19 protein-coding genes are annotated in these 22,255 nt (G+C 63.3%); 8 read left to right on the forward strand and 11 right to left on the reverse strand.

All coding sequences use genetic code 11. The features are described from left to right. Positions 1–56 precede the first annotated feature (56 nt). From ccoP (LRS11_RS15630) to ccoN (LRS11_RS15660), 7 genes are all read right to left on the reverse strand, one after another. Entirely contained in the window at positions 57–1,034 is a 978-nt protein-coding gene (gene ccoP, locus LRS11_RS15630) for a cytochrome-c oxidase, cbb3-type subunit III (protein WP_260493835.1), read from the reverse strand. After that, on the reverse strand, positions 1,031–1,216 hold the full coding sequence (locus LRS11_RS15635; RefSeq protein ID WP_182833710.1) for a cbb3-type cytochrome c oxidase subunit 3: 186 nt from the start codon (positions 1,214–1,216) through the stop codon (positions 1,031–1,033). The genes ccoP (LRS11_RS15630) and LRS11_RS15635 overlap by 4 nt, the downstream gene beginning before the upstream one ends. 6 nt (positions 1,217–1,222) lie before the next feature. Next, positions 1,223–1,834, reverse strand: coding sequence for a cytochrome-c oxidase, cbb3-type subunit II (ccoO, locus tag LRS11_RS15640; protein ID WP_260493836.1), 612 nt, complete (start codon positions 1,832–1,834; stop codon positions 1,223–1,225). Beyond that, positions 1,834–3,276 (reverse strand): cytochrome-c oxidase, cbb3-type subunit I, encoded by a 1,443-nt coding sequence (gene ccoN / locus LRS11_RS15645; protein ID WP_260493837.1) that lies wholly within the window; start codon positions 3,274–3,276, stop codon positions 1,834–1,836. The genes ccoO (LRS11_RS15640) and ccoN (LRS11_RS15645) overlap by 1 nt, the downstream gene beginning before the upstream one ends. A gap of 386 nt (positions 3,277–3,662) precedes the next feature. Further along, on the reverse strand, positions 3,663–4,604 hold the full coding sequence (gene ccoP / locus LRS11_RS15650) for a cytochrome-c oxidase, cbb3-type subunit III (RefSeq protein ID WP_260493838.1): 942 nt from the start codon (positions 4,602–4,604) through the stop codon (positions 3,663–3,665). Between the two features lie 47 nt (positions 4,605–4,651). Beyond that, a complete protein-coding gene (gene ccoO, locus LRS11_RS15655) occupies positions 4,652–5,266 on the reverse strand; it encodes a cytochrome-c oxidase, cbb3-type subunit II (protein ID WP_260493839.1) in 615 nt (204 codons plus the stop codon). Next, on the reverse strand, positions 5,266–6,702 hold the full coding sequence (gene ccoN, locus LRS11_RS15660) for a cytochrome-c oxidase, cbb3-type subunit I (RefSeq protein ID WP_260493840.1): 1,437 nt from the start codon (positions 6,700–6,702) through the stop codon (positions 5,266–5,268). Before ccoN (LRS11_RS15660) ends, ccoO (LRS11_RS15655) begins: the two co-directional genes overlap by 1 nt. 42 nt (positions 6,703–6,744) lie before the next feature. Here ccoN (LRS11_RS15660) and LRS11_RS15665 point away from each other — a divergent pair, with 42 nt between their 5' ends. Further along, positions 6,745–7,467 (forward strand): alpha/beta family hydrolase, encoded by a 723-nt coding sequence (locus LRS11_RS15665; protein ID WP_312027007.1) that lies wholly within the window; start codon positions 6,745–6,747, stop codon positions 7,465–7,467. A gap of 55 nt (positions 7,468–7,522) precedes the next feature. On the opposite strand, the gene LRS11_RS15670 is transcribed toward LRS11_RS15665, so the two are convergent. Beyond that, entirely contained in the window at positions 7,523–9,088 is a 1,566-nt protein-coding gene (locus tag LRS11_RS15670) for a methyl-accepting chemotaxis protein (RefSeq protein ID WP_260493841.1), read from the reverse strand. A 682-nt stretch (positions 9,089–9,770) separates the two neighbouring features. On the opposite strand from LRS11_RS15670, the gene LRS11_RS15675 reads away from it, so the two are divergent. Both LRS11_RS15675 and LRS11_RS15680 read left to right on the forward strand, forming a co-directional pair. Continuing rightward, positions 9,771–11,081: a nucleotide sugar dehydrogenase gene (locus LRS11_RS15675; protein WP_260493842.1), complete on the forward strand. Its 1,311-nt coding sequence runs from the start codon at positions 9,771–9,773 to the stop codon at positions 11,079–11,081. Positions 11,082–11,389: 308 nt separating this feature from the next. Further along, a complete protein-coding gene (locus LRS11_RS15680; protein WP_260493843.1) occupies positions 11,390–12,829 on the forward strand; it encodes a mannose-1-phosphate guanylyltransferase/mannose-6-phosphate isomerase in 1,440 nt (479 codons plus the stop codon). Positions 12,830–13,078: 249 nt separating this feature from the next. Here LRS11_RS15680 and acnA read toward each other — a convergent pair whose 3' ends face one another. Continuing rightward, positions 13,079–15,763, reverse strand: a complete 2,685-nt coding sequence (acnA, locus tag LRS11_RS15685; protein ID WP_260493844.1) for an aconitate hydratase AcnA — start codon at positions 15,761–15,763, stop codon at positions 13,079–13,081. Between the two features lie 145 nt (positions 15,764–15,908). On the opposite strand from acnA, the gene rlmM reads away from it, so the two are divergent. The 3 genes from rlmM (at position 15,909) to LRS11_RS15700 (ending at position 17,860) form a co-directional block, all read left to right on the forward strand. Beyond that, entirely contained in the window at positions 15,909–16,958 is a 1,050-nt protein-coding gene (rlmM, locus tag LRS11_RS15690) for a 23S rRNA (cytidine(2498)-2'-O)-methyltransferase RlmM (protein WP_260493845.1), read from the forward strand. 198 nt (positions 16,959–17,156) lie between these two features. Further along, entirely contained in the window at positions 17,157–17,408 is a 252-nt protein-coding gene (gene tusA / locus LRS11_RS15695; RefSeq protein WP_173206136.1) for a sulfurtransferase TusA, read from the forward strand. Then, on the forward strand, positions 17,408–17,860 hold the full coding sequence (locus LRS11_RS15700) for a gamma-glutamylcyclotransferase family protein (protein WP_260493846.1): 453 nt from the start codon (positions 17,408–17,410) through the stop codon (positions 17,858–17,860). The genes tusA and LRS11_RS15700 overlap by 1 nt, the downstream gene beginning before the upstream one ends. Here the strand turns inward: LRS11_RS15700 and LRS11_RS15705 are convergent. Continuing rightward, positions 17,818–19,224 (reverse strand): MATE family efflux transporter, encoded by a 1,407-nt coding sequence (locus LRS11_RS15705; protein ID WP_260493847.1) that lies wholly within the window; start codon positions 19,222–19,224, stop codon positions 17,818–17,820. The two genes, LRS11_RS15700 and LRS11_RS15705, sit on opposite strands and share 43 nt — an antisense overlap. A gap of 126 nt (positions 19,225–19,350) precedes the next feature. Here LRS11_RS15705 and pdxB point away from each other — a divergent pair, with 126 nt between their 5' ends. Further along, positions 19,351–20,481 (forward strand): 4-phosphoerythronate dehydrogenase PdxB, encoded by a 1,131-nt coding sequence (gene pdxB, locus LRS11_RS15710; RefSeq protein ID WP_260493848.1) that lies wholly within the window; start codon positions 19,351–19,353, stop codon positions 20,479–20,481. Positions 20,482–20,686: 205 nt separating this feature from the next. On the opposite strand, the gene LRS11_RS15715 is transcribed toward pdxB, so the two are convergent. After that, the gene (locus tag LRS11_RS15715; protein WP_260493849.1) at positions 20,687–20,863 is read right to left on the reverse strand and encodes a PA1571 family protein; all 177 of its coding nucleotides are present in this window, start codon (positions 20,861–20,863) and stop codon (positions 20,687–20,689) included. Positions 20,864–21,100: 237 nt separating this feature from the next. On the opposite strand from LRS11_RS15715, the gene LRS11_RS15720 reads away from it, so the two are divergent. After that, on the forward strand, positions 21,101–22,243 hold the full coding sequence (locus LRS11_RS15720; RefSeq protein ID WP_260493850.1) for an ATP-NAD kinase family protein: 1,143 nt from the start codon (positions 21,101–21,103) through the stop codon (positions 22,241–22,243). The last annotated feature ends 12 nt before the right edge of the window (positions 22,244–22,255 follow it).

Genomic DNA, 22,255 nt, shown 5'->3' on the forward strand with positions numbered 1-22,255 from the left:
GCCTGATCGAGCTGTGCCCGGGTGCGACCAGCGGTCGCGTCCCGGGCGGGTGATGCTTACTTCTCGACTTGCTCGGCTTTCTCGCCGTGCGACAGGCTGTACACGTAAGCGGCCAGCAGGTGCACTTTGTCTTCGCTGCCTACATAGGGTAGCTGAGCGGGCATGTTGCCGTTACGGCCGTAGCGAATGGTCTGCTGCAGTTGCGCGTAGCTGCTGCCGTAGATGAAGGCGCTTGGGTTGGTCAGGTTCGGTGCGCCCATCATCTTGTTGCCGGTGCCTTCCTTGGTGTGGCAGGCGAAGCAGGTGGTCTCGAACACTTTCTTACCGGCAGCGATATCAGCAGTCACGCCTTCCGGCAGCTTGCGGCCGCCCAGTTCGGTGAGCACGTAGGCGGCGACGTTGCGCACACCTTCTTCACCGATCTGCGGAGCCTGCGGCGGCATGGCGCCACTGCGGCCAGCAATGATGGTCTGCTTGATCTCGGCCGGCGAGCCGCCCCAGCGCCATTCGTTGTCGGTCAGGTTGGGGAAGCCGTAGGCGCCCTTGGCATCGGAACCGTGGCACACCGAGCAGTTGGAGGCGAACAGACGGTTACCCATCTTCAGGGCTTTCTCGTCCTTGGCCACTTCCTCGACCGGCATCTTGGCGTAGGCAGCATAGAGCGGGGCATATTGCTTGTCGGCCCGCACCATCTCTTTTTCCCACTGGTGCACACCGGTCCAGCCGGCTTCGCCATTGGCGAACGGCTTGCCGTCACCGGCTTCGTTGTAGCCTGGCAGCAGGCCTTTCCAAGTACCCAGACCCGGGTACAGCACCAGGTAGCCGAGGGCAAAGACGATGGTGCCGACGAACAACATGAACCACCATTTCGGCAGCGGGTTGTCGTACTCGGCGATGCCATCGAACTCGTGGCCGACGGTTTCCTCGGTGGGGTCCTGGCGCTGGCCCTTGCGCACACTGAAGATCAGCACGGCCATGGCGATGATGGTGCCCAGGCTCAGCACCGTGATGTAGAGACTCCAGAAGGTAGTCATTCTTTATTGCTCCCAGAAGCTTTTTCGTCACGCTCTTTGGCGGGTGCGTCGTCGGCGAAGGGCAGGTTGGCGGCTTCGTCGAAGCTGTCTTTGCGTCTGCTGCTGTAGGCCCAGAGCACCACGCCAATGAAAGCGATGAAAACCACGGCGGTGCCGATACCGCGAAGCGTCCCGATATCCATCATGCGTTACCGTTTGTTCTTGATTGAGGTGCCCAGACCTTGCAGGTATGCGACCAGCGCATCCATCTCGGTCTTGCCTTTCACAGCTTCTGCCGCACCGGCGATATCTTCGTCGGTGTAGGGCACACCCAGAGTGCGCATGGCTTCGAGCTTGGTGGCGGTGTTCTTGCCATCCAGCTTGTTCTCGACCAGCCACGGGTAAGCCGGCATCTTCGACTCCGGTACCACGTTGCGCGGGTTGTACAGGTGTGCACGCTGCCACTCATTCGAGTAGCGGCCGCCAACGCGGGCCAGGTCCGGGCCGGTACGCTTGGAACCCCACAGGAACGGGTGATCCCAGACGCTTTCGCCGGCGACGGAGTAGTGGCCGTAGCGCTCGGTTTCGGCACGGAACGGACGGATCATCTGCGAGTGGCAGCCAACGCAGCCTTCGCGGATATAGATGTCACGGCCTTCGACTTCCAGCGCGGTACGCGGCTTCATGCCTTCGACCGGGGTGTTGGTGACGTCCTGGAAGAACAGCGGGACGATCTGGGTCAGGCCGCCGATGCTGACGGCGATGACCATGAAGAACGCCAGCAGGCCAATGTTCTTCTCGACTATTTCGTGGCTTTTCATCAGTGAGCAACCTCGGCAGGAATGCGGGCGGCAGCTTCGTATTCAGTCGGTTTGGCTGCGCGCACGGTGCGGAAGGTGTTGTAGGCCATCAGCAGCATGCCGGTGGCGAAGAACGCACCGCCGATCATGCGCACCAGGTAACCCTCGTGGCTGGCAACCAGCGCTTCGACGAAGGAGTAGGTGAGGGTGCCGTCTTCGTTGACTGCACGCCACATCAGACCCTGGGTGATGCCGTTGACCCACATAGAGGCGATGTACAGCACGGTGCCGATGGTGGCCAGCCAGAAGTGCGCGTTGATCAGGGCGATGCTGTGCATCTGCTCGCGACCGAAGACTTTCGGGATCAGGTGATACAGCGCGCCGATGGAGATCATCGCGACCCAGCCGAGGGCGCCAGCGTGCACGTGGCCGATGGTCCAGTCGGTATAGTGGGACAGGGCGTTGACGGTCTTGATGGCCATCATCGGACCTTCGAAGGTCGACATGCCGTAGAACGCCAGGGACACCACCAGGAAGCGCAGGATGGGGTCGCTGCGCAGCTTATGCCAGGCGCCCGAGAGGCTCATCATGCCGTTGATCATGCCGCCCCAGCTCGGAGCCAGGAGGATCAGGGACATGGCCATGCCCAGGGACTGCGCCCAATCCGGCAGAGCGGTGTAGTGCAGGTGGTGCGGGCCGGCCCAGATGTACAGGGTGATCAGCGCCCAGAAGTGCACGATCGACAGGCGATAGGAGTAGATCGGACGCTCGGCCTGCTTGGGTACGAAGTAGTACATCATCCCCAGGAAGCCGGTGGTGAGGAAGAAGCCCACCGCGTTGTGACCATACCACCACTGCACCATGGCATCGGTGGCGCCAGCGTACAGCGAGTATGACTTGGTCAGGCTGACCGGAATTTCCATGCTGTTGACGATGTGCAGCATGGCGGTAACCAGGATGAAGGCACCGAAGAACCAGTTGCCCACATAGATGTGCTTGGCTTTGCGCTTGATGATGGTGCCGAAGAACACCACCGCGTAGGTGACCCAGACGATCCCCAGGAGGATGTCGATCGGCCACTCCAGCTCGGCGTATTCCTTGGAACTGGTGTAACCCAGCGGCAAGGTGAGCACGGCCAGCACGATTACAGCCTGCCAACCCCAGAAGGTGAAGGCAGCCAGACCGTCAGAAACCAGGCGAGCCTGGCAGGTACGCTGCACCACGTAATAAGACGTGGCGAACAGGGCGCAGCCGCCGAAGGCGAAGATTACTGCGTTGGTGTGCAGCGGGCGCAGGCGGCCGAAGCTGGTCCACGGCAGGTTCAGGTTGAGTTCCGGCCACACGAGTTGTGCGGCGATGAACACGCCTAGACCCATGCCGATGACGCCCCAGATCACCGTCATAACGGCGAACTGGCGGACCACCTTGTAGTTATAAGCAGTCTGACTGATTGCTGTGCTCATGCTAGGGGTTCCACGGTTAATGGAGGTTTTTTAGGGGGGTAAAAATCGGCGGCAAGTATGGAGAAACGGGGTGCCCATTGCAACGCTACATGCCTGTACGATCAAGGTTTTAGCGGCTTTTACCCTGGTTTCGAACGGTATAAATAGCCATCCAGTTGCGAACATTTCGCAGCTAGAGCGTGTTGCGCTGAAGAAGGGGTCGCCTTGGAATTGTTACAACGTGCGATTGTCAGCAGCTTAGCCCATGTCAAGGGGGCTGACGTGCAACTTGTCGGCGGGGTGCGACACTGGGTCGCAGAGCGGCAGGCCGCCTGCAGTGCGGGTTGCAGGCAGAGAGAGGGTATTGCTAGGTGAAGGAGGGCGTCGGGCGACGCCCTCCTTTTCGCTTATTGCTCGACTGCAGCGCTGCGTTCGTCGTGTGACAGGCTGTACACGTAGGCGGCCAACAGATGCACCTTGTCCTCGCTGCCGACAAAGGGCAATTGCGCGGGCATGTTGCCGTTACGGCCGTAGCGGATGGTCTGCTGCAGTTGCGCGTAGCTGCTGCCGTAGATGAAGGCGCTGGGGTTGGTCAGATCCGGCGCACCCATGCTCGGGGTGCCTTTGCCTGCCGCGCCGTGGCAGGCGAAGCAGCTGCTGGAGAAGACCTTGCGCCCGGCCTCGATGTCCGCGCTGACACCTTCCGGCAGCTTGCGCCCAGCCAGTTCGACGAGGACGAAGGCGGCAGCGTTACGCACGCCATCGTCGCCGATCATCGGTGCTTGGGCCGGCATCATGCCGTGGCGGCCGGCGCTGATGGTCTGCTTGATTTCGGCCGGTGAGCCGCCCCAGCGCCAGTGCCGGTCGGTCAGATTGGGGAAGCCATAGGCGCCCTTGGCGTCGGAGCCGTGGCAGACCGAGCAGTTGGAGGCGAACAGGCGACCGCCCATCTTCACCGCATACTCATCCTTGGCTACGTCCTCGACCGGCATGGCCGCGTACTTGGCGTAGATCGGCCCGTACTGCTGGTTGGCCTTGTCGATTTCGCGCTGCCACTGGGCGACCTGGGTCCAGCCGTCCTCGTAGCCCGGCAGCACGCCTTTCCAGTTACCCAGGCCGGGGTAGAGCGCCAGGTAGCCAACAGCGAAGATGATGGTGCCGAGGAACAGCATGAACCACCACTTGGGCAGCGGGTTGTCGTACTCCTCGATGCCGTCGAAGGCGTGGCCCATGGTCTGGTCGGTAGGGCCCGGGCGCTCGCCACGGCGGGTGGCGAAGATCAGCCAGAGCAAGGCGACCAGGCTGCCAAGGGTGAGCAGGGTGATATAGCCACTCCAGAAAGAGGTCATGGCTGTGTACTCCGTGACAGGAACAGGTTGGGGTGAATGATCATGACTTACCTCTTGTTCTTCAGGCTGGTACCGAGGACCTGCAGGTAGGCGACCAGCGCCTCCATCTCGGTCTTGCCCTGCACGGCCTCGGCCGCGCCGGCAATCTCGGCATCGCTGTAGGGCACGCCGAGGGTGCGCATGGCTGCGAGCTTGGCGGCGCTGCCCTTGCCGTCCAGCTTGTTCTCTACCAGCCAGGGGTAGGCCGGCATCTTCGACTCCGGCACCACGTTGCGCGGGTTGTACAGGTGCGCGCGGTGCCAATCATCGGAGTAGCGGCCGCCGACGCGGGCCAAGTCCGGGCCGGTACGCTTGGAGCCCCAGAGGAACGGGTGATCCCAGACGCTTTCACCGGCGACCGAGTAGTGGCCGTAGCGCTCGGTTTCGGCACGGAACGGGCGGATCATCTGCGAGTGGCAGCCGACGCAGCCTTCCTTGATGTAGATGTCGCGGCCTTCCAGTTGCAGTGCGGTGTAGGGCTTCATGCCCTGCACCGGCTCGTTGACTACGTCCTGGAAGAACAGCGGGACGATCTGGGTCAGGCCGCCGATGCTGACTGCCAGCACCATGGCCAGGGCCAGCAGGCCGACGTTTTTCTCGAGTATTTCGTGTTTGCTGCTCATCAGTGAGCCCCCTCGCCAATCAGAGCGCTTGCGTCATATTCGGCCGCTTGCACGGCGCGCACGGTGCGCCAGGTGTTCCAGGCCATCAGCAACATGCCGGCGAAGAAGATTGCGCCACCCAGTACCCGCACCACGAAGCCGATATGGCTGGCTTCCAGAGCTTCGACGAAGGAGTAGGTGAGGGTGCCGTCTTCGTTGACTGCACGCCACATCAGCCCCTGGGTGATGCCGTTGACCCACATCGAGGCGATGTACAGCACGGTGCCGATGGTGGCCAGCCAGAAGTGCGCGTTGATCAGGGCGATGCTGTGCATCTGCTCACGACCGAAGACCTTGGGGATCAGGTGGTACAGCGCGCCGATGGAGATCATCGCGACCCAGCCGAGGGCACCGGCGTGAACGTGGCCGATGGTCCAGTCGGTGTAGTGGGACAGGGCGTTGACGGTCTTGATGGCCATCATCGGGCCTTCGAAGGTCGACATGCCGTAGAACGCCAGGGATACGACGAGAAAGCGCAGTATGGGGTCGCTGCGCAGCTTATGCCAGGCGCCCGAGAGGGTCATCATGCCGTTGATCATGCCGCCCCAGCTCGGCGCCAGCAGCACCAGGGACATGACCATGCCCAGCGACTGCGCCCAGTCTGGCAGCGCGGTGTAGTGCAGGTGGTGCGGGCCGGCCCAGATGTACAGGGTGATCAGTGCCCAGAAGTGCACGATCGACAGGCGATAGGAATACACCGGACGCTCGGCCTGCTTGGGCACGAAGTAATACATCATCCCCAGGAAGCCGGCGGTGAGGAAGAAACCCACGGCGTTATGCCCATACCACCACTGCACCATGGCGTCGGTGGCGCCAGCGTACAGCGAGTACGACTTGGTCAGGCTGACCGGCAGTTCCAGGTTGTTGACGATGTGCAGAATCGCCACGGTGAGGATGAAACCACCAAAGAACCAGTTGCCCACATAGATATGCTGGGTCTTGCGCTTGAGCAGGGTGCCGAAGAACACCAGGGCGTAGGCGACCCAGACGATGGTAATGAGGATATCGATCGGCCATTCCAGCTCGGCGTATTCCTTGGAGCTGGTCCAGCCCAGTGGCAGGCTGATGGCGGCGAGCACGATCACCAGCTGCCAACCCCAGAAGGTGAAGGCGGCCAGGCTGTCGGAGATCAGCCGGGTCTGGCAGGTGCGCTGCAGCGAGTAATAGCTGGTGGCAAACAGTGCGCAGCCACCGAATGCGAAGATCACCGCATTGGTGTGCAGTGGGCGCAGGCGGCCGAAGCTGGTCCACGGCAGGTTGAAGTTGAGTTCGGGCCAGGCCAGTTGCGCGGCGATAAACACGCCGAGCCCCATCCCGACTATGCCCCAAACCACCGTCATAATGGCGAACTGGCGGACCACCTTATAGTTGTAGGCGGTGCTGCTGGTTGTGTTCATGTGTTGGGCTTCCATCCACGGTTTATTAAAAGCAGGCTAAGCATGGGTAATGGCACGGTGACAGTTATTGACGGGGATCAATGCCGAGAGAGGGGATGGTTGTGGAATGGGGCTGACGGAATGTCGCAGGCAGCGCTGATGCCGCAGACGGGGCTGATGTCGCAGGCAGGCCAGATACCGCAGGCCACGCTGATCCTTGCCCATGGCGCTGGCGCACCGATGGACAGCGCTTTCATGCAAAGCATGGCCGAGCTGTTGGCGGCACGGGGTGTCAGCGTGTTGCGTTTCGAGTTTCCTTATATGGCCGCGCGACGCGCCGATGGCGGCAAGCGGCCGCCCAACCCGCAGGCGCAGTTGCTGGAGTGCTGGCGCCAGGTCTACCGCGAGGTGCGTGCGCAGGTAGGTGGGCCGCTGGCGATCGGCGGCAAGTCCATGGGGGGGCGCATGGCCAGCCTGCTGGCCGATGAGCTACAGGCCGATGCGCTGGTCTGCCTCGGTTATCCCTTCCATGCCGTGGGCAAGCAGGACAAGCCGCGGGTGGCGCATCTGGCCGAACTGCGCACGCCAACCCTGATCGTGCAGGGCGAGCGCGATGCCATGGGCAATCGCCAGACGGTGGCAGGCTATGGGTTGGCGCCGACTATCCAGCTGCACTGGCTGGCTGCGGGCGATCATGATCTGAAGCCGTTGAAGGCCAGTGGCTTTAGCCATGAAGAGCATCTGCAGGCTGCCGCCGATGCAGTGGTCGGGTTCCTGCGCGGTTAAAACCAGCGCGCAATAAAAAGGCCGGTAGATGCCGGCCTTTTTAATGGAGCCTGAATCAGCGGTTGAAGCGTTCGACCAGCGAGTACTGATCCTGCGCGGTGGCTGTCAGCTCCTGGCTGAGATGGGCGGTACTCAAGGCCTCACCGGCAGTCTGGTCGGCCAGCTGGGCGATGGTGGTGATGTTCTGGTTGACCTCGTCGGCCACCGCGCTCTGTTCCTCGGCGGCTGCGGCGATCTGATTGGCCATGTCGGCGATATTGGCTACTGCCTCGCTGATCCCAGCCAGGGCCTGGTCGGCTTGCAGCACACGCTCGACGCCTTCGTCGGCCTGCTTGCGACCGACTTCCATGGTCATCACCGCTTCCTCCGCGGTGCGCTGCAGCTTGGCGATCAGGCCGTGGATCTGCCCGGTGGACTCGGCGGTGCGCTGTGCCAGCGAGCGCACCTCGTCGGCCACCACGGCAAAGCCGCGGCCCATCTCGCCGGCACGCGCCGCCTCGATGGCGGCGTTGAGGGCCAGGAGGTTGGTCTGGTCGGCAATGCCCTTGATCACATCGACCACGCCACCGATTTCGTTGCTGTCCTGGGCCAGGCGCGACACGGTTTCGCCGGTTTCACCGACCGATACGGAAAGGCGCTGGATGGCCGCGCGGGTTTCTGCCGTCACATTGCGGCCTTCACCCGTCAGGCGATTGGCTTCCTGGGTGGCAATGGCGGTGCGCGCCACGTTGCTGGCCACTTCCAGGGTGGTGGCGGCCATCTCGTTGATGGCGGTGGCAACCTGTTCGGTCTCCACGCGCTGGCGCTCCAGGCCGGCGGAGCTGTTGTGCGCCAGTTGATCGGCCTGGCGGGCTTGCTTGGTCAGGCGCTCGGCGGTGTCCTGCAAGCGGGTCAGGCAGGTCTTCAGGCGCGCGTCCTGGCTGAGCATGGCCATTTCCAGGCGCGCCTCGGCGCCACGGCTGTCGGTGTACATCTGCGCGATCAGCGGGTCGGAGGTGGTCTGTTCGGCCAGGTGCAGCAGGCGTTTAACCCCGCGGTTCTGCCAGGCCAGGCCAGCCAGGCCCAACGGCACGGAGAGCAGGGCGGCGAGCAGGAAGCCCCAGGTCGAGCCCATCCAGTGGCCGACCAGGAAACCGATCTGGCTGACCAGGATGAACGGCAGCCAGGCCTGCAGCATCGGCAACCAGGCATCGCTGCTGGGGATGGCCGACTTGCCGGCGTTTATCCGCGCATAGAGTGCTTCAGCGCGTTTGACCTGTTCGCTGGTGGGTTTTACCCGTACCGACTCGTAACCAACCACCTGGTTGTTTTCCAGCATCGGCGTGACATAGGCGTTGACCCAGTAGTGGTCGCCATTCTTGCTGCGGTTCTTGACGATGCCCATCCACGGGCGGCCCTTCTTCAGGGTCGTCCACATATGGTCGAACACGGCCGGCGGGACGTCCGGATGACGCACCAGATTGTGCGGCGCACGCATCAGTTCTTCGCGAGAAAAACCGCTGATCTCGATAAAGGCTTCGTTGCAGTAGGTGATCTGGCCCTTGGTGTCCGTGGTGGAGATCAGGCGCTGCTGGGCGGGGAAGGTGCGTTCACGCTGGGTGACGGGCTGATTATTGCGCATGCGTGTCGATTCTTGTGCGGGTGGCTGTCCAGGATGGATCGGCCGTAGCTGCTGGAAGTTTAGCGGCTGATCCTGAAGAGGCTGCAGTGTAACGGCAGAAGGCGGTCAATAATATTTTGACGTCAATAATATTTTTTGAACTTGCCGTTCACTCCATGGGCGGCGGATGCAGGGCTGTCGAAATAAGGCAGTAAGGTTTAATCATTTGTTCATCTCGATCTGGCATCTCTGTTCAGGGTAAGAACTAGCTGGCTTAGTTTGGAGTCAATAAACTGATTGTTAGTGTGATTCGCTACTAAAACAGTGTTTTTATTTCATTATTAGCTATCAGTTTATTAGGTGATGTTTTCTAAAAACACTGTCGTGCGCTGCATTCTAGAGCGGTTGCCTTGTTTTGGTGCCGTAATATTGGCTTTCTTTGGCTGTGCTGCGGTTGTCGCCGTTAACTAGATGGCTGTTTTGTAAGGAAAGTTTGAAAGTGTTCGGTCTTGAGTCTGACTGGATATAACTGGCACTCGTTTTGCTCTCGACACGTTGAATGCCGGAATAGCATTTCAAATAAGCATCAGTGGAATGTGCAATTTGAAGTGTGGGACGAGGAGTCTGTAGTACCTGTCGGTCTCGCGAGGGTGCAGCTACCTGGGGGTTGCTGCACGGGTTAACGCAAGGAGGAGATCGTTCAATGCGCATCAGCATCTTTGGCTTGGGGTACGTCGGCGCGGTATGTGCCGGTTGTCTGTCGGCGCGTGGCCACCAGATTGTCGGGGTGGATATCTCGGCGTTGAAAATCGACCTGATCAACAGCGGCAAGTCACCCATAGTCGAGCCGGGCCTGGAAGCTCTGCTGCAAAAAGGGGTCGGCAGTGGCAACTTGCGCGGCACCCTCAATGTGCGCGAGGCGGTGATGGCGACGGATATTTCCTTCCTGGCTCCGCCGACACCGAGCAAACGCAATGGCGACCTCGATGTGTCCTATATCGAGGAAGTCTGCCAGCAGATTGGCAAGGTGCTGCCGGAGAAGGCTACGCGGCATACCGTGGTGGTGCGCAGTACCGTGCTGCCGGGGACATTGCGTGGGGTGGTCATTCCGACCCTGGAAAAGTACTCGGGACTAAAGGCCGGCAAGGACTTCGGCGTTGCGGTCAACCCGGAGTTCCTCCGTGAAAGCACGGCGATCAAGGACTACGACTTCCCGGCCATGACCGTGATCGGCGAACTGGACAGTACTTCCGGCGACCTGCTCGAAGCCATCTACAGCGAGCTGGACGCGCCGATCATCCGCAAGAGCATCGAAGTCGCGGAGATGATCAAGTACACCTGCAATGTCTGGCACGCGGCAAAGGTCACCTTCGCCAACGAGATCGGCAATATCGCCATGGCGGTCGGGGTCGATGGGCGCGAGGTGATGGACGTGATCTGCCAGGACCACAAACTCAACCTGTCCAAGTACTACATGAAGCCCGGCTTCGCCTTCGGTGGCTCCTGCCTGCCCAAGGATGTGCGCGCACTGGCCTACCGCGCCAACCAGCTGGATGTCGACTCGCCGTTGCTCAATTCATTGATGCGAAGCAACAGTGGCCAGGTGCAGAAAGCCTTCAACATCATCGCCGGCTTCGACAAGCGCAAGGTGGCGCTACTGGGGCTGAGCTTCAAGGCCGGTACCGACGACCTGCGCGAAAGCCCGCTGGTGGAGCTGGCGGAGATGCTGATCGGCAAGGGCTTCGACCTGCAGATCTATGACCGCAACGTCGAATATGCCCGGGTGCATGGGGCCAACCGCGAGTACATCGAGTCGAAGATTCCCCACGTATCGTCCTTGCTGCGCACCAACCTGGAACAGGTGGTGGCCGATGCCGATGTGATCGTGCTGGGTAATGGCGATGAACTGTTCGCCGCTGTGGTCGAGAAGCTCGCGCCGGGGAAGAGAATGCTCGATCTGGTCGGCTTCATGCGCCATACCAGTACCGAGCAACTGGTCGGTATCGGCTGGTAAGGCGTTATCCATTCAGCTCGCGCTTGCTGGCGGCTGGCACAACTTCCAAGAAAAACGGCTGCTCGGCCCGCCATGGAGGACGCGCAGGGAAGCCGCTGCTCGGTTGACCGAGGCTCACACCGCTCGTCTTGGTATCCAGGGCGACCGCTGTGTGACTGCACTCTGCCGACTGCCGGGCGACTTTATCGCTTCGCATCATGCGGACAACTGCCTTGAGGTAAGCCCTGAAGCATTTCCCAGGCCCGGTACATCCGTTCCGGCTGCGCGGGACAGGTCCTATTTGAACGGATATTGAATGGAGACACCCCATGATCCCGGTCATCCTTTCCGGCGGTAGCGGTTCGCGGCTCTGGCCCCTGTCGCGCAAGCTGTATCCCAAGCAGTTCCTTGCCCTTGCCGGCGAGCACTCGCTGTTCCAACAGACCGTGCAGCGCCTGGCTTTCGACGGCATGCAGAAGCCCATCGTGGTGTGCAACCTGGACCACCGCTTCATCGTTAACGAACAGCTGGCCAAGATCGGCAGCCATGCCCAGTCGATGCTGCTCGAACCCTTCGGCCGCAACACGGCGCCGGCAGTGGCGATGACCGCTCTGCAGCTGTTGGCCGAGGGGCGCGACGAGCTGATGCTGATCCTGCCGGCCGACCATGTGATCAGTGACGAGCTGAACCTGCGCAAGGCCCTGGAGCTGGCCAGCGCGGCAGCGGAAGAAGGGGAAATGGTGCTGTTCGGCGTGCCGGCGGACAAACCGGAGACCGGCTTTGGCTACATCAAGGCTGGCCGCAGCGAGGAGGGCGATGGCCTGGTCCCCGGTGCCTACCGGGTGACCCAATTCGTCGAGAAGCCGGATGCGTCACGCGCCAGCGAATTCGTGCGCAGCGGCGGTTACTACTGGAACAGCGGCATGTTCCTGTTCCGCGCCAGTCGCTTCCTGGATGAACTGCGCAACCATGAGCCGGATATCTACGACACCTGCGTGCTGACCCTGGAACGCAGCAAGGCTGCGCTTGGCGTGCTGACCATCGATGCCGGCACCTTCGAATGCTGCCCGGACAACTCCATCGACTACGCGGTGATGGAGAAAACCGCACGCGCCTGCGTGGTGCCGCTGGCGGCGGGCTGGAGTGATGTCGGCTCCTGGTCGTCGTTGTGGGATGTGCACGAGAAGGACAGCGACGGCAATGTGCTCAGGGGCGATGTGGTGACCCACAGCAGCCAGAACAGTTTCGTGCACGGCACGTCCAAGCTGGTGACCCTGATCGGCATGAGTGACGTGGTGGTGGTCGAGACCAAGGATGCGGTGATGGTCGCGCACAAGGATGCGGTGCAGGACGTCAAGAAGATGGTCAACCTGCTCGACGCCCAGGGCCGCAAGGAAACCCAGAGTCACTGCGCCGTCTACCGCCCCTGGGGCAGCTATGACTCGGTGGACAACGGCTCGCGCCACCAAGTCAAGCACATCACGGTCAAACCCGGGGCGCAGTTGTCGCTGCAGATGCACCACCACCGCGCCGAGCACTGGATCGTGGTGTCCGGCACGGCGCAGGTGACCTGCGACGACAAGGTGTTCCTGCTCACCGAGAACCAGTCGACCTACATCCCCATCGCCTCGGTGCACCGCCTGAGCAACCCCGGCAAGATCCCCCTGGAGATCATCGAGGTGCAGTCCGGCAGCTACCTTGGCGAGGACGACATCGAGCGCCTGGAAGACGTCTACGGGCGCACACCGAAGATCACGGTGACCAGCTGAAACAGCCTCACCCGCAACCAACATGCGGCCGTCGGTGGCGGCAGCGGCTTCAGAGTCTGTTTACGATCTTTTGAACTAGAGCCAGGCAAGGCGCAACGACCAACGGGAGTAACAGCCGCAGGCTGGCCCGAAGGGGAAGCGCCAGCGAATCAATTGGGCGAGGGCGCGGAGTTTACGAGCTGTAAATGAGCAGCCCGAGCCCGATTTCAACGCAGCATGGCCGACGATCAAGAGATCGTAGACAGGTTCTCAGCTCTTCAGCATCTGCCGCAGCACATGATGCAGGATGCCGCCGGCCTTGAAGTATTCCACCTCGTTCTGCGTGTCGATGCGGCACAGCACTTCGACTTCCTCATGGCTGCCGTCGGCGCGGGTGATGTCCAGCGCCAGGCTCATGTGTGGGCGCAGGCTGACGCCATCCAGGCCGCCTATGGTGACTTTCTCTGTACCATTCAGCTGCAGGCTCTTGCGGCTTTGTCCATTGCGCAACTGCAGCGGCAGCACGCCCATGCCCACCAGGTTGGAGCGGTGGATACGCTCGAAGCTCTCGGCGATCACCGCTTTCACGCCCAGCAGGTTGGTGCCCTTGGCCGCCCAGTCGCGGCTGGAGCCGGTGCCGTATTCCTGGCCGGCGAAGATCACCAGCGGCACGCCTTCGTCCTGATAGCGCATGGCCGCGTCGTAGATAGCCAGCTTGTCGCCGCTGGGCATGTGCAGGGTATTGCCGCCTTCCTCGCCGCCGAGCATCTCGTTGCGGATGCGGATATTGGCGAAGGTGCCGCGCATCATCACTTCGTGGTTGCCGCGCCGCGAGCCGTAGGAGTTGAAGTCGGCCTGGGCCACGCCGTGCTCGCCGAGGTAGCGCCCGGCCGGGCTGTCCTTCTTGATATTGCCGGCGGGGGAGATGTGGTCGGTGGTCACCGAGTCACCGAGCAGGGCGAGGATGCGCGCGCCGTGGATATCGCCGACATGTGGCGGGTCGCCGGCAATGTCGGCGAAGAACGGCGGGTGCTGGATATAGGTGGAGTCCGCCTGCCAGACATAGGTGGCGGCCTGCGGCACGGCGATCGCCTGCCACTGCGCATCGCCGCTGAACACCGCAGCGTATTCCTTGCGGAACATGCTGCTGCTGACCTGGGCCACTGCCGCGGCAATCTCTGCCTGGCTTGGCCAGATATCGCGTAGGTACACCGGGCTCCCGTCGCGGCCGGTACCCAGCGGCTGGCTGCTGAGGTCGATGCGCACCGTTCCAGCCAGGGCGTAGGCCACCACCAGTGGCGGTGAGGCCAGCCAGTTGGCCTTGACCAGCGGGTGCACGCGGCCTTCGAAGTTGCGGTTGCCGGATAGCACCGCGGCCACGGTCAGGTCGGCCTGCTGGATGGCCGTCTCGATCGGTTCGAGCAGCGGCCCGGAATTGCCGATGCAGGTGGTGCAGCCGTAGCCGACCAGGGCAAAGCCCAGTTCGTCCAGGTAGCGAGTCAGGCCGGCGGCGGCGAAGTATTCGGTGACTACCTTGGAACCGGGGGCCAGCGAGCTCTTCACCCAGGGCTTGCGCTGTAGTCCTTTCTCTACCGCTTTCTTCGCCAGCAGGCCGGCGGCCATCATCACGCTGGGGTTGGAGGTGTTGGTGCAGGAGGTGATGGCGGCGATTACCACGGCGCCGTCCTGCAGCTTGTAGATCTGGCTGTCATGCTCGACCAGGCTATTGCCGGGCACGCCAGCAGCGGCTTTGAGCTGCAGGGCCAGCAGGTCGTCGAAGGCCTGGCTTACCAGCGGCAGTGGTACGCGATCCTGCGGGCGTTTGGGCCCGGCCAGGCAAGCCTCGACGCTGCCCATGTCCAGCTCCAGGCTGGCACTGAACAGCGGCTCATGGCCCGGCTCGCGCCACAGGCCCTGGGTCTTGCTGTAGGTCTCGACCAGCTTGATGGTGGCCTCCGGGCGCCCGGACAGGCGCAGGTAGCCGAGGGTGATCGCGTCCACCGGGAAGAAGCCGCAGGTGGCGCCGTATTCTGGGGCCATGTTGGCGATGGTGGCGCGGTCGGCCAGGGGCAGCTCGGCCAGGCCATCGCCATAGAACTCGACGAATTTGCCGACCACGCCTTGCTTGCGCAGCATCTGCGTCACGCTCAGCACCAGGTCGGTGGCGGTGATGCCTTCGCGCAGCTTGCCGCTGAGCTTGAAGCCGATCACCTCGGGAATCAGCATCGACACCGGCTGGCCGAGCATCGCCGCTTCCGCCTCGATGCCACCGACGCCCCAGCCGAGCACGCCGAGGCCGTTGATCATGGTGGTGTGCGAGTCGGTGCCGACCAGGGTGTCGGGGAAGGCCAGGGTCTGGCCGTTCTCTTCCTTGGTCCACACGGTGCGGGCCAGGTATTCCAGGTTGACCTGGTGGCAGATGCCGGTGCCTGGCGGCACCACGCGGAAGTTGGCGAAGGCGTCCTGTCCCCAGCGCAGGAAGGCGTAGCGCTCGCCATTGCGCTGCATCTCGATGTCGACGTTCTGGCCGAAGGCGCCGGGCGAGGCGTACTGGTCGACCATTACCGAGTGGTCGATCACCAGGTCCACCGGCGACAGCGGATTGATCTGCTGCGGGTCGCCACCGGCGGCGGCCATGGCGGCGCGCATGGCCGCCAGGTCGACCACCGCCGGCACGCCGGTGAAGTCCTGCATCAGCACGCGCGCCGGGCGGAACTGGATCTCGTGGTCGCTGCGCCGCTCCTGCTGCCAATCAACCATGGCCTTGATATCGAAAACGCTGACCGTGGCGTTGTCTTCGCAGCGCAGCAGATTTTCCAGCAGCACCTTGAGCGACAGCGGCAGGCGGCTGATATCGCCGAGGCTCTTGGCCGCCTCCGGCAGGCTGTAGTAGTGGTAGAGCGTGCCGTCGATATCCAGGCTGCGCTGGCAATTGAGGCTATCAAGGGAAGCCATCTGCATATCTCCTGCGTGGTCAGCATCGGTTGCGGCCAAGCAGTGAAACTAGACCGCCCAGTCAGCTCCTGCCAGTTTCGCCTGGCCGCCGCACGCGCTGTGGCGGGCGGACTCGGCTATCATGCGCGGCCTGAGGAGAACCACCATGAATACCCTGCTATTGCACTGCCGCCCGGGCTTCGAAGGTGAAGTCTGTTCCGAGATCAGCGACCACGCCGCGCGCCTGAACGTGTCCGGCTATGCCAAGGGCAAGGCGAGCAGCGCCCACGCCGAGTTCGTCTGCAGCGAGGCCGATGGTACTGAGAGGCTGATGCAGGGCCTGCGGTTCAATAAATTGATCTTCCCGCGCCAATGGGCTCGTGGCAGTTACGTGGAGTTGCCGGAAACTGACCGCATCAGCGTATTGCTGAGCAGCCTGACCGCTTACCCGGTGTGCGGCAGCCTGTGGCTGGAAGTGTTCGATACCAATGACGGCAAGGAGCTGTCGAATTTCTGCAAGAAGTTCGAGGCGCCGCTGCGCAAGGCGCTGACGGCGGCGGGCAAGCTGGTCGACGATCCGAACAAGCCGCGCCTGCTGCTGACCTTCAAGAGCGGCCGCGAGGTGTTCCTCGGCCTGGCCGAGGCCAACAACCAGGCGCCGTGGCCGATGGGCATCCCGCGCCTGAAGTTCCCGCGCGAGGCGCCGAGTCGTTCGACCCTCAAGCTGGAGGAGGCCTGGCACTACTTCATCCCGCGCGAGCAGTGGGACACGCGGCTGTCGGACGAGATGACCGGCGTCGACCTCGGCGCCGCGCCGGGCGGCTGGACCTATCAACTGGTCAAGCGCGGCATGCTGGTCACCGCCATCGACAACGGGCCGATGGCCGAAAGCCTGATGGACACCGGCCTGGTGCAGCATCTGATGGTCGACGGCTTCACCTGGAAGCCCAAGCAGCCGGTGGACTGGATGGTTTGCGACATCGTCGAGAAACCGGCGCGCAACGCCGCGCTGCTGGAAACCTGGATCGGCGAGGGCCTGTGCCGTGAGGCAGTGGTCAACCTCAAGCTGCCGATGAAGCAGCGCTATGCCGAAGTCTGCCGCTTGCTGCAGCGCCTGGAAGATGCCTTCGCCGCGCGCAAGATCAAGGTCTCGATCGCCTGCAAACAGCTCTACCATGATCGTGAGGAAGTGACCTGTCACCTGCGTCGGCTCTGATGTAGGAACGAGCTCTACTCGCGAAGCGGGGTTCTCCGGGGCTTGGTTCGCGAGCAGAGCTCGCTCCTACGGTGCCAGGCCAGGGGCAGGCTCGCGCGCAGGACGAATTCCTAGCCGTTGTCGTCATGCGCCGATCTCCTGCGCTGGGCTCGAGCTGTCCTATGCGCCACAATAGCGGCCTGTTTCCGGAGTTTTACGATGTCCCAACACTCTGCCGTCATTCCCGACGCCATCCTCGACGCCAGCGGGCTCAACTGCCCGGAGCCGGTGATGATGCTGCACAACAAGGTGCGCGACCTGGCGCCCGGTGGCCTGCTCAAGGTGATCGCCACCGACCCCTCGACCCGCCGCGATATTCCCAAGTTCTGCATGTTCCTCGATCACCAGTTGGTTGAGCAGAGCGAAGAGGGCGGCGTCTATCTCTACTGGATTCGCAAGAAAGCCGAGTAATGCCGTACTACTTCGCCTATGGCTCCAACATGAACCCGGCGCGCATGCAGGCGCGCGGATTGCGGGTGGAGCAGGTGCTGTCCGGGCATTTGCCGGGCTTTGCCCTGTGCTTCAACAAGCGCGCCCATGACCATCCCGGCCGCGCCTACGCCAATATCCGCCACCAGCTCGGCGGCGTGGTCGAAGGCGTGCTGTATCGCCTGGCCGATCAGCACGAGATCTTCAAGCTGGATCACTTCGAAGGCACGCCGATTTACTACAGCCGCGAGCGCCTGGCGGTGCAGACCGAGAAGGGGCCGATCACTGCCTGGATCTATATCGCCAACCCGTTCTGGCGCAGCGAGGGCCTGGCCCCCAGCCGCGCCTATCTTGAGCACCTGTTGGCCGGACGCGAGTACCTGTCGGCCGACTACTGGGCGGCCCTGGCTGCCACCGTCGCACTCGACGACTGAGCGCGAATGCGCCGACGGGCACTGCGCGCCAGGCGAATGCCGAGCAGGATGGCCGCGCAGGTCAGCCCGACGATCAGCCCCTGCCACAGCCCGCTGGGCCCGGAGGGCTCGCCGAACCAGTCGGCCAGGCCCAGGCCATAGCCCACCGGCAGGCCGATGCCCCAGTAGGCGAACAGGGTGAAGAGCATGGTCGCGCGGGTGTCCTGATAGCCGCGCAGTGCGCCGGCGGCGGTCACCTGTACCGCATCGGAGAACTGGAACAGCGCCGAATAGACCATCAGCGTGGCCGCGATGGCGATCACCGCCGGGTCCGCGGTGTAGATCTGCGCGATCTGTTCGCGCAGCAGCAACACCAGGCTGGCGGACAGGCAGGCATAGGCCAGCGCGGTGCCCATCGCCACCCCGGCAGCGAAGCGTGCATTGCGCGGCTCGCCGCGGCCCAGCGCCTGGCCGACGCGCACGGTGGCGGCCATGCCCAGCGAGTAGGGAATCATGAAGATCAGCGAGCTGAAGTTGAGGGCGATCTGGTGCCCGGCCACCACGGTGGCGCCCAGGCTGCCGATCAGCAGGGCGATCACGGCGAAAATGCTCGACTCGGCGAACACCGATACGCCGATCGGCACGCCCACGCCGAGAAGACGGCGGATCACCGGCCACTGCGGCCAGTCGAAGCGGCTGAACAGCTGGCTGGGCTTGTAGAACGGCGCCCAGTTCACCCACCACAGCATGCCCAGCAGCATGCACCACATGACGATGCCGGTGGCCCAGCCGCAGCCCACGCCGCCCAGCGCCGGCAGGCCGAATTTGCCGTAGATCAGCACATAGTTGAGCGGAATGTTCAGCAACAGGCCGCACAGGCTCAGGACCATGCTCGGTCGGGTATGACCAAGGCCATCGCTGTAGCAACGCAGCACGTAATACAGCGCCACCGCCGGGAAACCGCAGGCGACGCCGCGCAGGTAGCCCATGGCCGGTTCGATCAGGCTGGGGTCGACGTCCATCAGGCGCAGCACCGGCGTGGCGTTCCACAGCAGGGCGGCCGAGCCGCAACCCACCGCCAGGCCCAGCCACAGGCCCTGGCGCACCAGCGCGCCGATGTCGCGTTCCTGGCCGGCACCGAAGCGTTGCGCCACCTTGGCCGTGGTGGCCAGGAGAATGCCGGTCATCAACAGGAATACCGGCACCCACAGCGAGTTGCCCAGCGCCACGGCGGCCAGGTCATGGGGGCTGACGCGACCGGCCATCACGGTATCGACAAAGCCCATGGCGGTGTTGGCCAGCTGGGCGATGATGATGGGCGTGGCCAGTTTGAGCAGGGCGCGCAGTTCGGTGTGGACGCGGGCGGGGCGGGACAGGGTGGACATGCAGGAGACCAGCAGGAGGGTGCGCGAGGCGCGTTAGTTTACGCGCTGACGGATCGGTCAGGAAAGGCCGGCATACCCACATGGCCCGCCTGCGCCTAGAATAGCGCCTCTGTTGTGGAGAGCCGTATGCGTATCGTAGCCGACGAAAATATCCCCCTGCTCGACGAGTTCTTTGCCGGTTTTGGCGCGATCAGCCGCCATCCAGGACGCGCGATCGACCGTGCCGCCCTGGGCGATGCCGAAGTACTGCTGGTGCGTTCGGTAACCCACGTCGACCGCGCCTTGCTGGAGGGCAGCGCGGTGCGCTTCGTCGGTACCTGCACCATCGGCACCGACCACCTCGACCTCGATTATTTCGATGAAGCGGGCATCGCCTGGTCCAGTGCCCCCGGCTGCAATGCCCGCGGCGTGGTGGATTATGTGTTGGGCGCACTGCTGGCCCTGGCCGAAAAAACCGGCAAGCCGCTGGCCGAACGTTGCTACGGCGTGATCGGCGCCGGCCAGGTGGGTGGGCGCCTGGTCAAGGTGCTGCGCGGCCTGGGTTGGGATGTGCGGGTCTGCGACCCTCCGCGGCAGGCCGCCGAAGGGGGCGACTTCGTCGAGCTGCAAAGCATCCTGCGCGACTGCGATGTAATCAGCCTGCACACCCCGCTGGATGCCACGACCCGCCATCTGATCGGCGCCCGCGAGCTGCAGCAGCTGCGTCCCGGTAGCTGGCTGATCAATGCCAGCCGGGGCGCGGTGGTGGATAACCAGCCGCTGCTCGGCCATCTGCGCGCGGGGGCGGATCTGCAGGTGGTGCTGGACGTCTGGGAGGGTGAGCCGCAGGTCGACCCCGAGCTGGCCGCGCTGTGCCAGATCGCCACTCCGCATATCGCCGGTTACAGCCTGGACGGCAAGCTGCGCGGTACCGCGCAGATCTACCAGGCCTATTGCGCCGCCAACGGTCTGGCCGAGCAGGTGCAGTTGAGCAATCTGCTGCCGCCGGCCTGGCTGAACGAACTGAGCCTGCATGCCAAGGCTACGCCTGAATGGGCGCTGGCCACCCTGTGCCGCGCAGTCTACGACCCGCGCCGAGACGATGCGGATTTCCGCCGCTCGCTGGTGGGCAGCGCCGAGCAGCGCAAGGTGGCCTTCGATGCTTTGCGCAAACACTACCCCTATCGCCGCGAGATCGACGGGCTGCGTGTGCGTCTGCAGGATGAGGCGCCGGCCCTACGACAACTGGTCGGCGCGCTGGGTGCGCAGCTGGTGTGAGCGCAAAGAAAAACCCGGGCAATGCTCGGGTTGATCAGCCCATAGGGCAGGAGGGGTAAGGCTTAGAACCTGTTCAATGTCTGCTGCGCGTCGGCCATGCTGCGTTGAAATCGGGCTCAGAATGCTCATTTACAACTCGTAAACTGCGCTTCTTCGCCCGATTTCGTCTTGCCTGGCTCTAGCTCGCGAGACTTTGAACAGGCTCTTAGGCTTGTTTGGGCAGCGACCAGTGCTTTTCCAATTCGCGACAGGCGCGCTGGATCATGCCTTCGGTGATCGGTACTTCGCGACCCTGGGCATCGATGAACGAGCCGCCCACCGCATGCTGCGGTTGCAAGGGGATGACACGTTGAGGGGTTGGATTGCTGTCTTTCAAGTTCATGGCCTGTCTCCTCATCAGGTGAATGCGCGCAGTCTAGATAGGCTGTGTGAACGCGCGGTGACAGTCAGAAGCACCAAATGAGCGCTTGAAGAACGGGGCACTAAGCCAGTCAAGGGTTGACCCGGCTAGCGGGCCTGCGGTTCAAATTGAAGTGTTTATAGCGTCGGTTGCGGCAGTTTTTGGCAAAGTCCGCTGCCTGCCAATCAGACTTTGTATGTAGTTGAAGCAGGAACCAGCATGAGCGCCATCTTTCATATCGGCTTGATCATCAACCCCCTGGCTGGCCTGGGGGGGGGCGCTGCGCTCAAGGGCAGTGATGGGGTGGCCGCCGAGGCCCTGGCGCGAGGCGCCGAGCCGCGTGCCGCCGAGCGCACGCGCATCGCTTTGGAATGTCTGCGGCCGGTGGCCGGGCGTCTGCAGTTCCTCAGCTTTCCCGGGCCGATGGGCGCCGAGCTGCTGGCTGAACTGGGCTATGCCCATCGCGTGCTGGGTGATCTGGGCGAGGGCGCGACCAGCGCCGCCGATACTCAACGTGCCGTGCAGGCGCTGCAGGATGCTGGCTGTGCGCTGATCCTGTTTGCCGGCGGCGATGGCACCGCCCGCGATATCTGCGAGGCCGTGCGCGAGGAGCAGCCGGTATTGGGCATTCCGGCCGGGGTGAAGATCCATTCCGGGGTCTACGCCATCAGCCCGCGCGCCGCCGGCGAGCTGGCCCGGCGCCTGGTGGAGGGCGGCCTGGTGCGCCTGGCCAGTGGCGAAGTGCGCGATCTCGACGAGGCGGCGCTGCGCGACGGCAGGGTCAGCGCGCGCTGGTACGGCGAGCTGACGGTGCCGGTCGAAGGCAGCTTCATGCAGCACACCAAACAGGCCGGCATGGAGTCCGAGGAGCTGGTGCTGGTCGACCTGGCCGACTGGCTGCAGGAGAGCTGGGAGCAGGGCGTGCGCTACGTTTTCGGCCCCGGTTCGACCCTGCACGGCCTGGCGCACAACCTCGGCCTGGAGGCCACCCTGCTCGGCGTCGACGTGATCGAGAATGGCGCCGTGCTGGCGCGCGATGTGACCGAAGCCCAGCTGTTCGAGCTGGTCGACGGCTACCCTGCGCGCCTGCTGGTCACCGCCATCGGTGGCCAGGGCCATATCATCGGCCGCGGCAACCAGCAGATCAGCCCACGGGTGCTGCACGCCATCGGCCTGGAACACCTGCGGGTCATCGCCACCAAGCGCAAGCTCGCTACCCTGGAAGGCCGCCCGCTGCTGGTGGACAGCGGCGACCCGGCGCTGGACGAGGCTTTCCCCGATGCGGTGCGGGTGTGGGCCGGCTACAAGGAAGAGCTGCTCTATCCGGTAGGTTGGAGTGCGGAATCACCCAAGGAGGGTTAAATGCGCCAGGGT

It is taken from the genome of Pseudomonas sp. J452, assembly GCF_024666525.1.
Classification (GTDB): domain Bacteria; phylum Pseudomonadota; class Gammaproteobacteria; order Pseudomonadales; family Pseudomonadaceae; genus Aquipseudomonas.

What these genes read in the sequence shown, in the direction of transcription:
- LRS11_RS15720 (WP_260493850.1), top strand. Translation starts at nt 21,101, where the DNA reads ATGAGCGCCATCTTTCATATCGGCTTGATCATCAACCCCCTGGCTGGC.
- tusA (WP_173206136.1), top strand. Translation starts at nt 17,157, where the DNA reads ATGTCCCAACACTCTGCCGTCATTCCCGACGCCATCCTCGACGCCAGC.
- ccoO (WP_260493839.1), bottom strand. Translation starts at nt 5,266, where the DNA reads ATGAGCAGCAAACACGAAATACTCGAGAAAAACGTCGGCCTGCTGGCC.
- pdxB (WP_260493848.1), top strand. Translation starts at nt 19,351, where the DNA reads ATGCGTATCGTAGCCGACGAAAATATCCCCCTGCTCGACGAGTTCTTT.
- LRS11_RS15670 (WP_260493841.1), bottom strand. Translation starts at nt 9,088, where the DNA reads ATGCGCAATAATCAGCCCGTCACCCAGCGTGAACGCACCTTCCCCGCC.
- ccoN (WP_260493837.1), bottom strand. Translation starts at nt 3,276, where the DNA reads ATGAGCACAGCAATCAGTCAGACTGCTTATAACTACAAGGTGGTCCGC.
- ccoO (WP_260493836.1), bottom strand. Translation starts at nt 1,834, where the DNA reads ATGAAAAGCCACGAAATAGTCGAGAAGAACATTGGCCTGCTGGCGTTC.
- LRS11_RS15680 (WP_260493843.1), top strand. Translation starts at nt 11,390, where the DNA reads ATGATCCCGGTCATCCTTTCCGGCGGTAGCGGTTCGCGGCTCTGGCCC.
- ccoP (WP_260493838.1), bottom strand. Translation starts at nt 4,604, where the DNA reads ATGACCTCTTTCTGGAGTGGCTATATCACCCTGCTCACCCTTGGCAGC.
- LRS11_RS15665 (WP_312027007.1), top strand. Translation starts at nt 6,745, where the DNA reads ATGGGTAATGGCACGGTGACAGTTATTGACGGGGATCAATGCCGAGAG.
- LRS11_RS15715 (WP_260493849.1), bottom strand. Translation starts at nt 20,863, where the DNA reads ATGAACTTGAAAGACAGCAATCCAACCCCTCAACGTGTCATCCCCTTG.
- acnA (WP_260493844.1), bottom strand. Translation starts at nt 15,763, where the DNA reads ATGGCTTCCCTTGATAGCCTCAATTGCCAGCGCAGCCTGGATATCGAC.
- LRS11_RS15705 (WP_260493847.1), bottom strand. Translation starts at nt 19,224, where the DNA reads ATGTCCACCCTGTCCCGCCCCGCCCGCGTCCACACCGAACTGCGCGCC.
- rlmM (WP_260493845.1), top strand. Translation starts at nt 15,909, where the DNA reads ATGAATACCCTGCTATTGCACTGCCGCCCGGGCTTCGAAGGTGAAGTC.
- LRS11_RS15635 (WP_182833710.1), bottom strand. Translation starts at nt 1,216, where the DNA reads ATGGATATCGGGACGCTTCGCGGTATCGGCACCGCCGTGGTTTTCATC.
- ccoN (WP_260493840.1), bottom strand. Translation starts at nt 6,702, where the DNA reads ATGAACACAACCAGCAGCACCGCCTACAACTATAAGGTGGTCCGCCAG.
- ccoP (WP_260493835.1), bottom strand. Translation starts at nt 1,034, where the DNA reads ATGACTACCTTCTGGAGTCTCTACATCACGGTGCTGAGCCTGGGCACC.
- LRS11_RS15700 (WP_260493846.1), top strand. Translation starts at nt 17,408, where the DNA reads ATGCCGTACTACTTCGCCTATGGCTCCAACATGAACCCGGCGCGCATG.
- LRS11_RS15675 (WP_260493842.1), top strand. Translation starts at nt 9,771, where the DNA reads ATGCGCATCAGCATCTTTGGCTTGGGGTACGTCGGCGCGGTATGTGCC.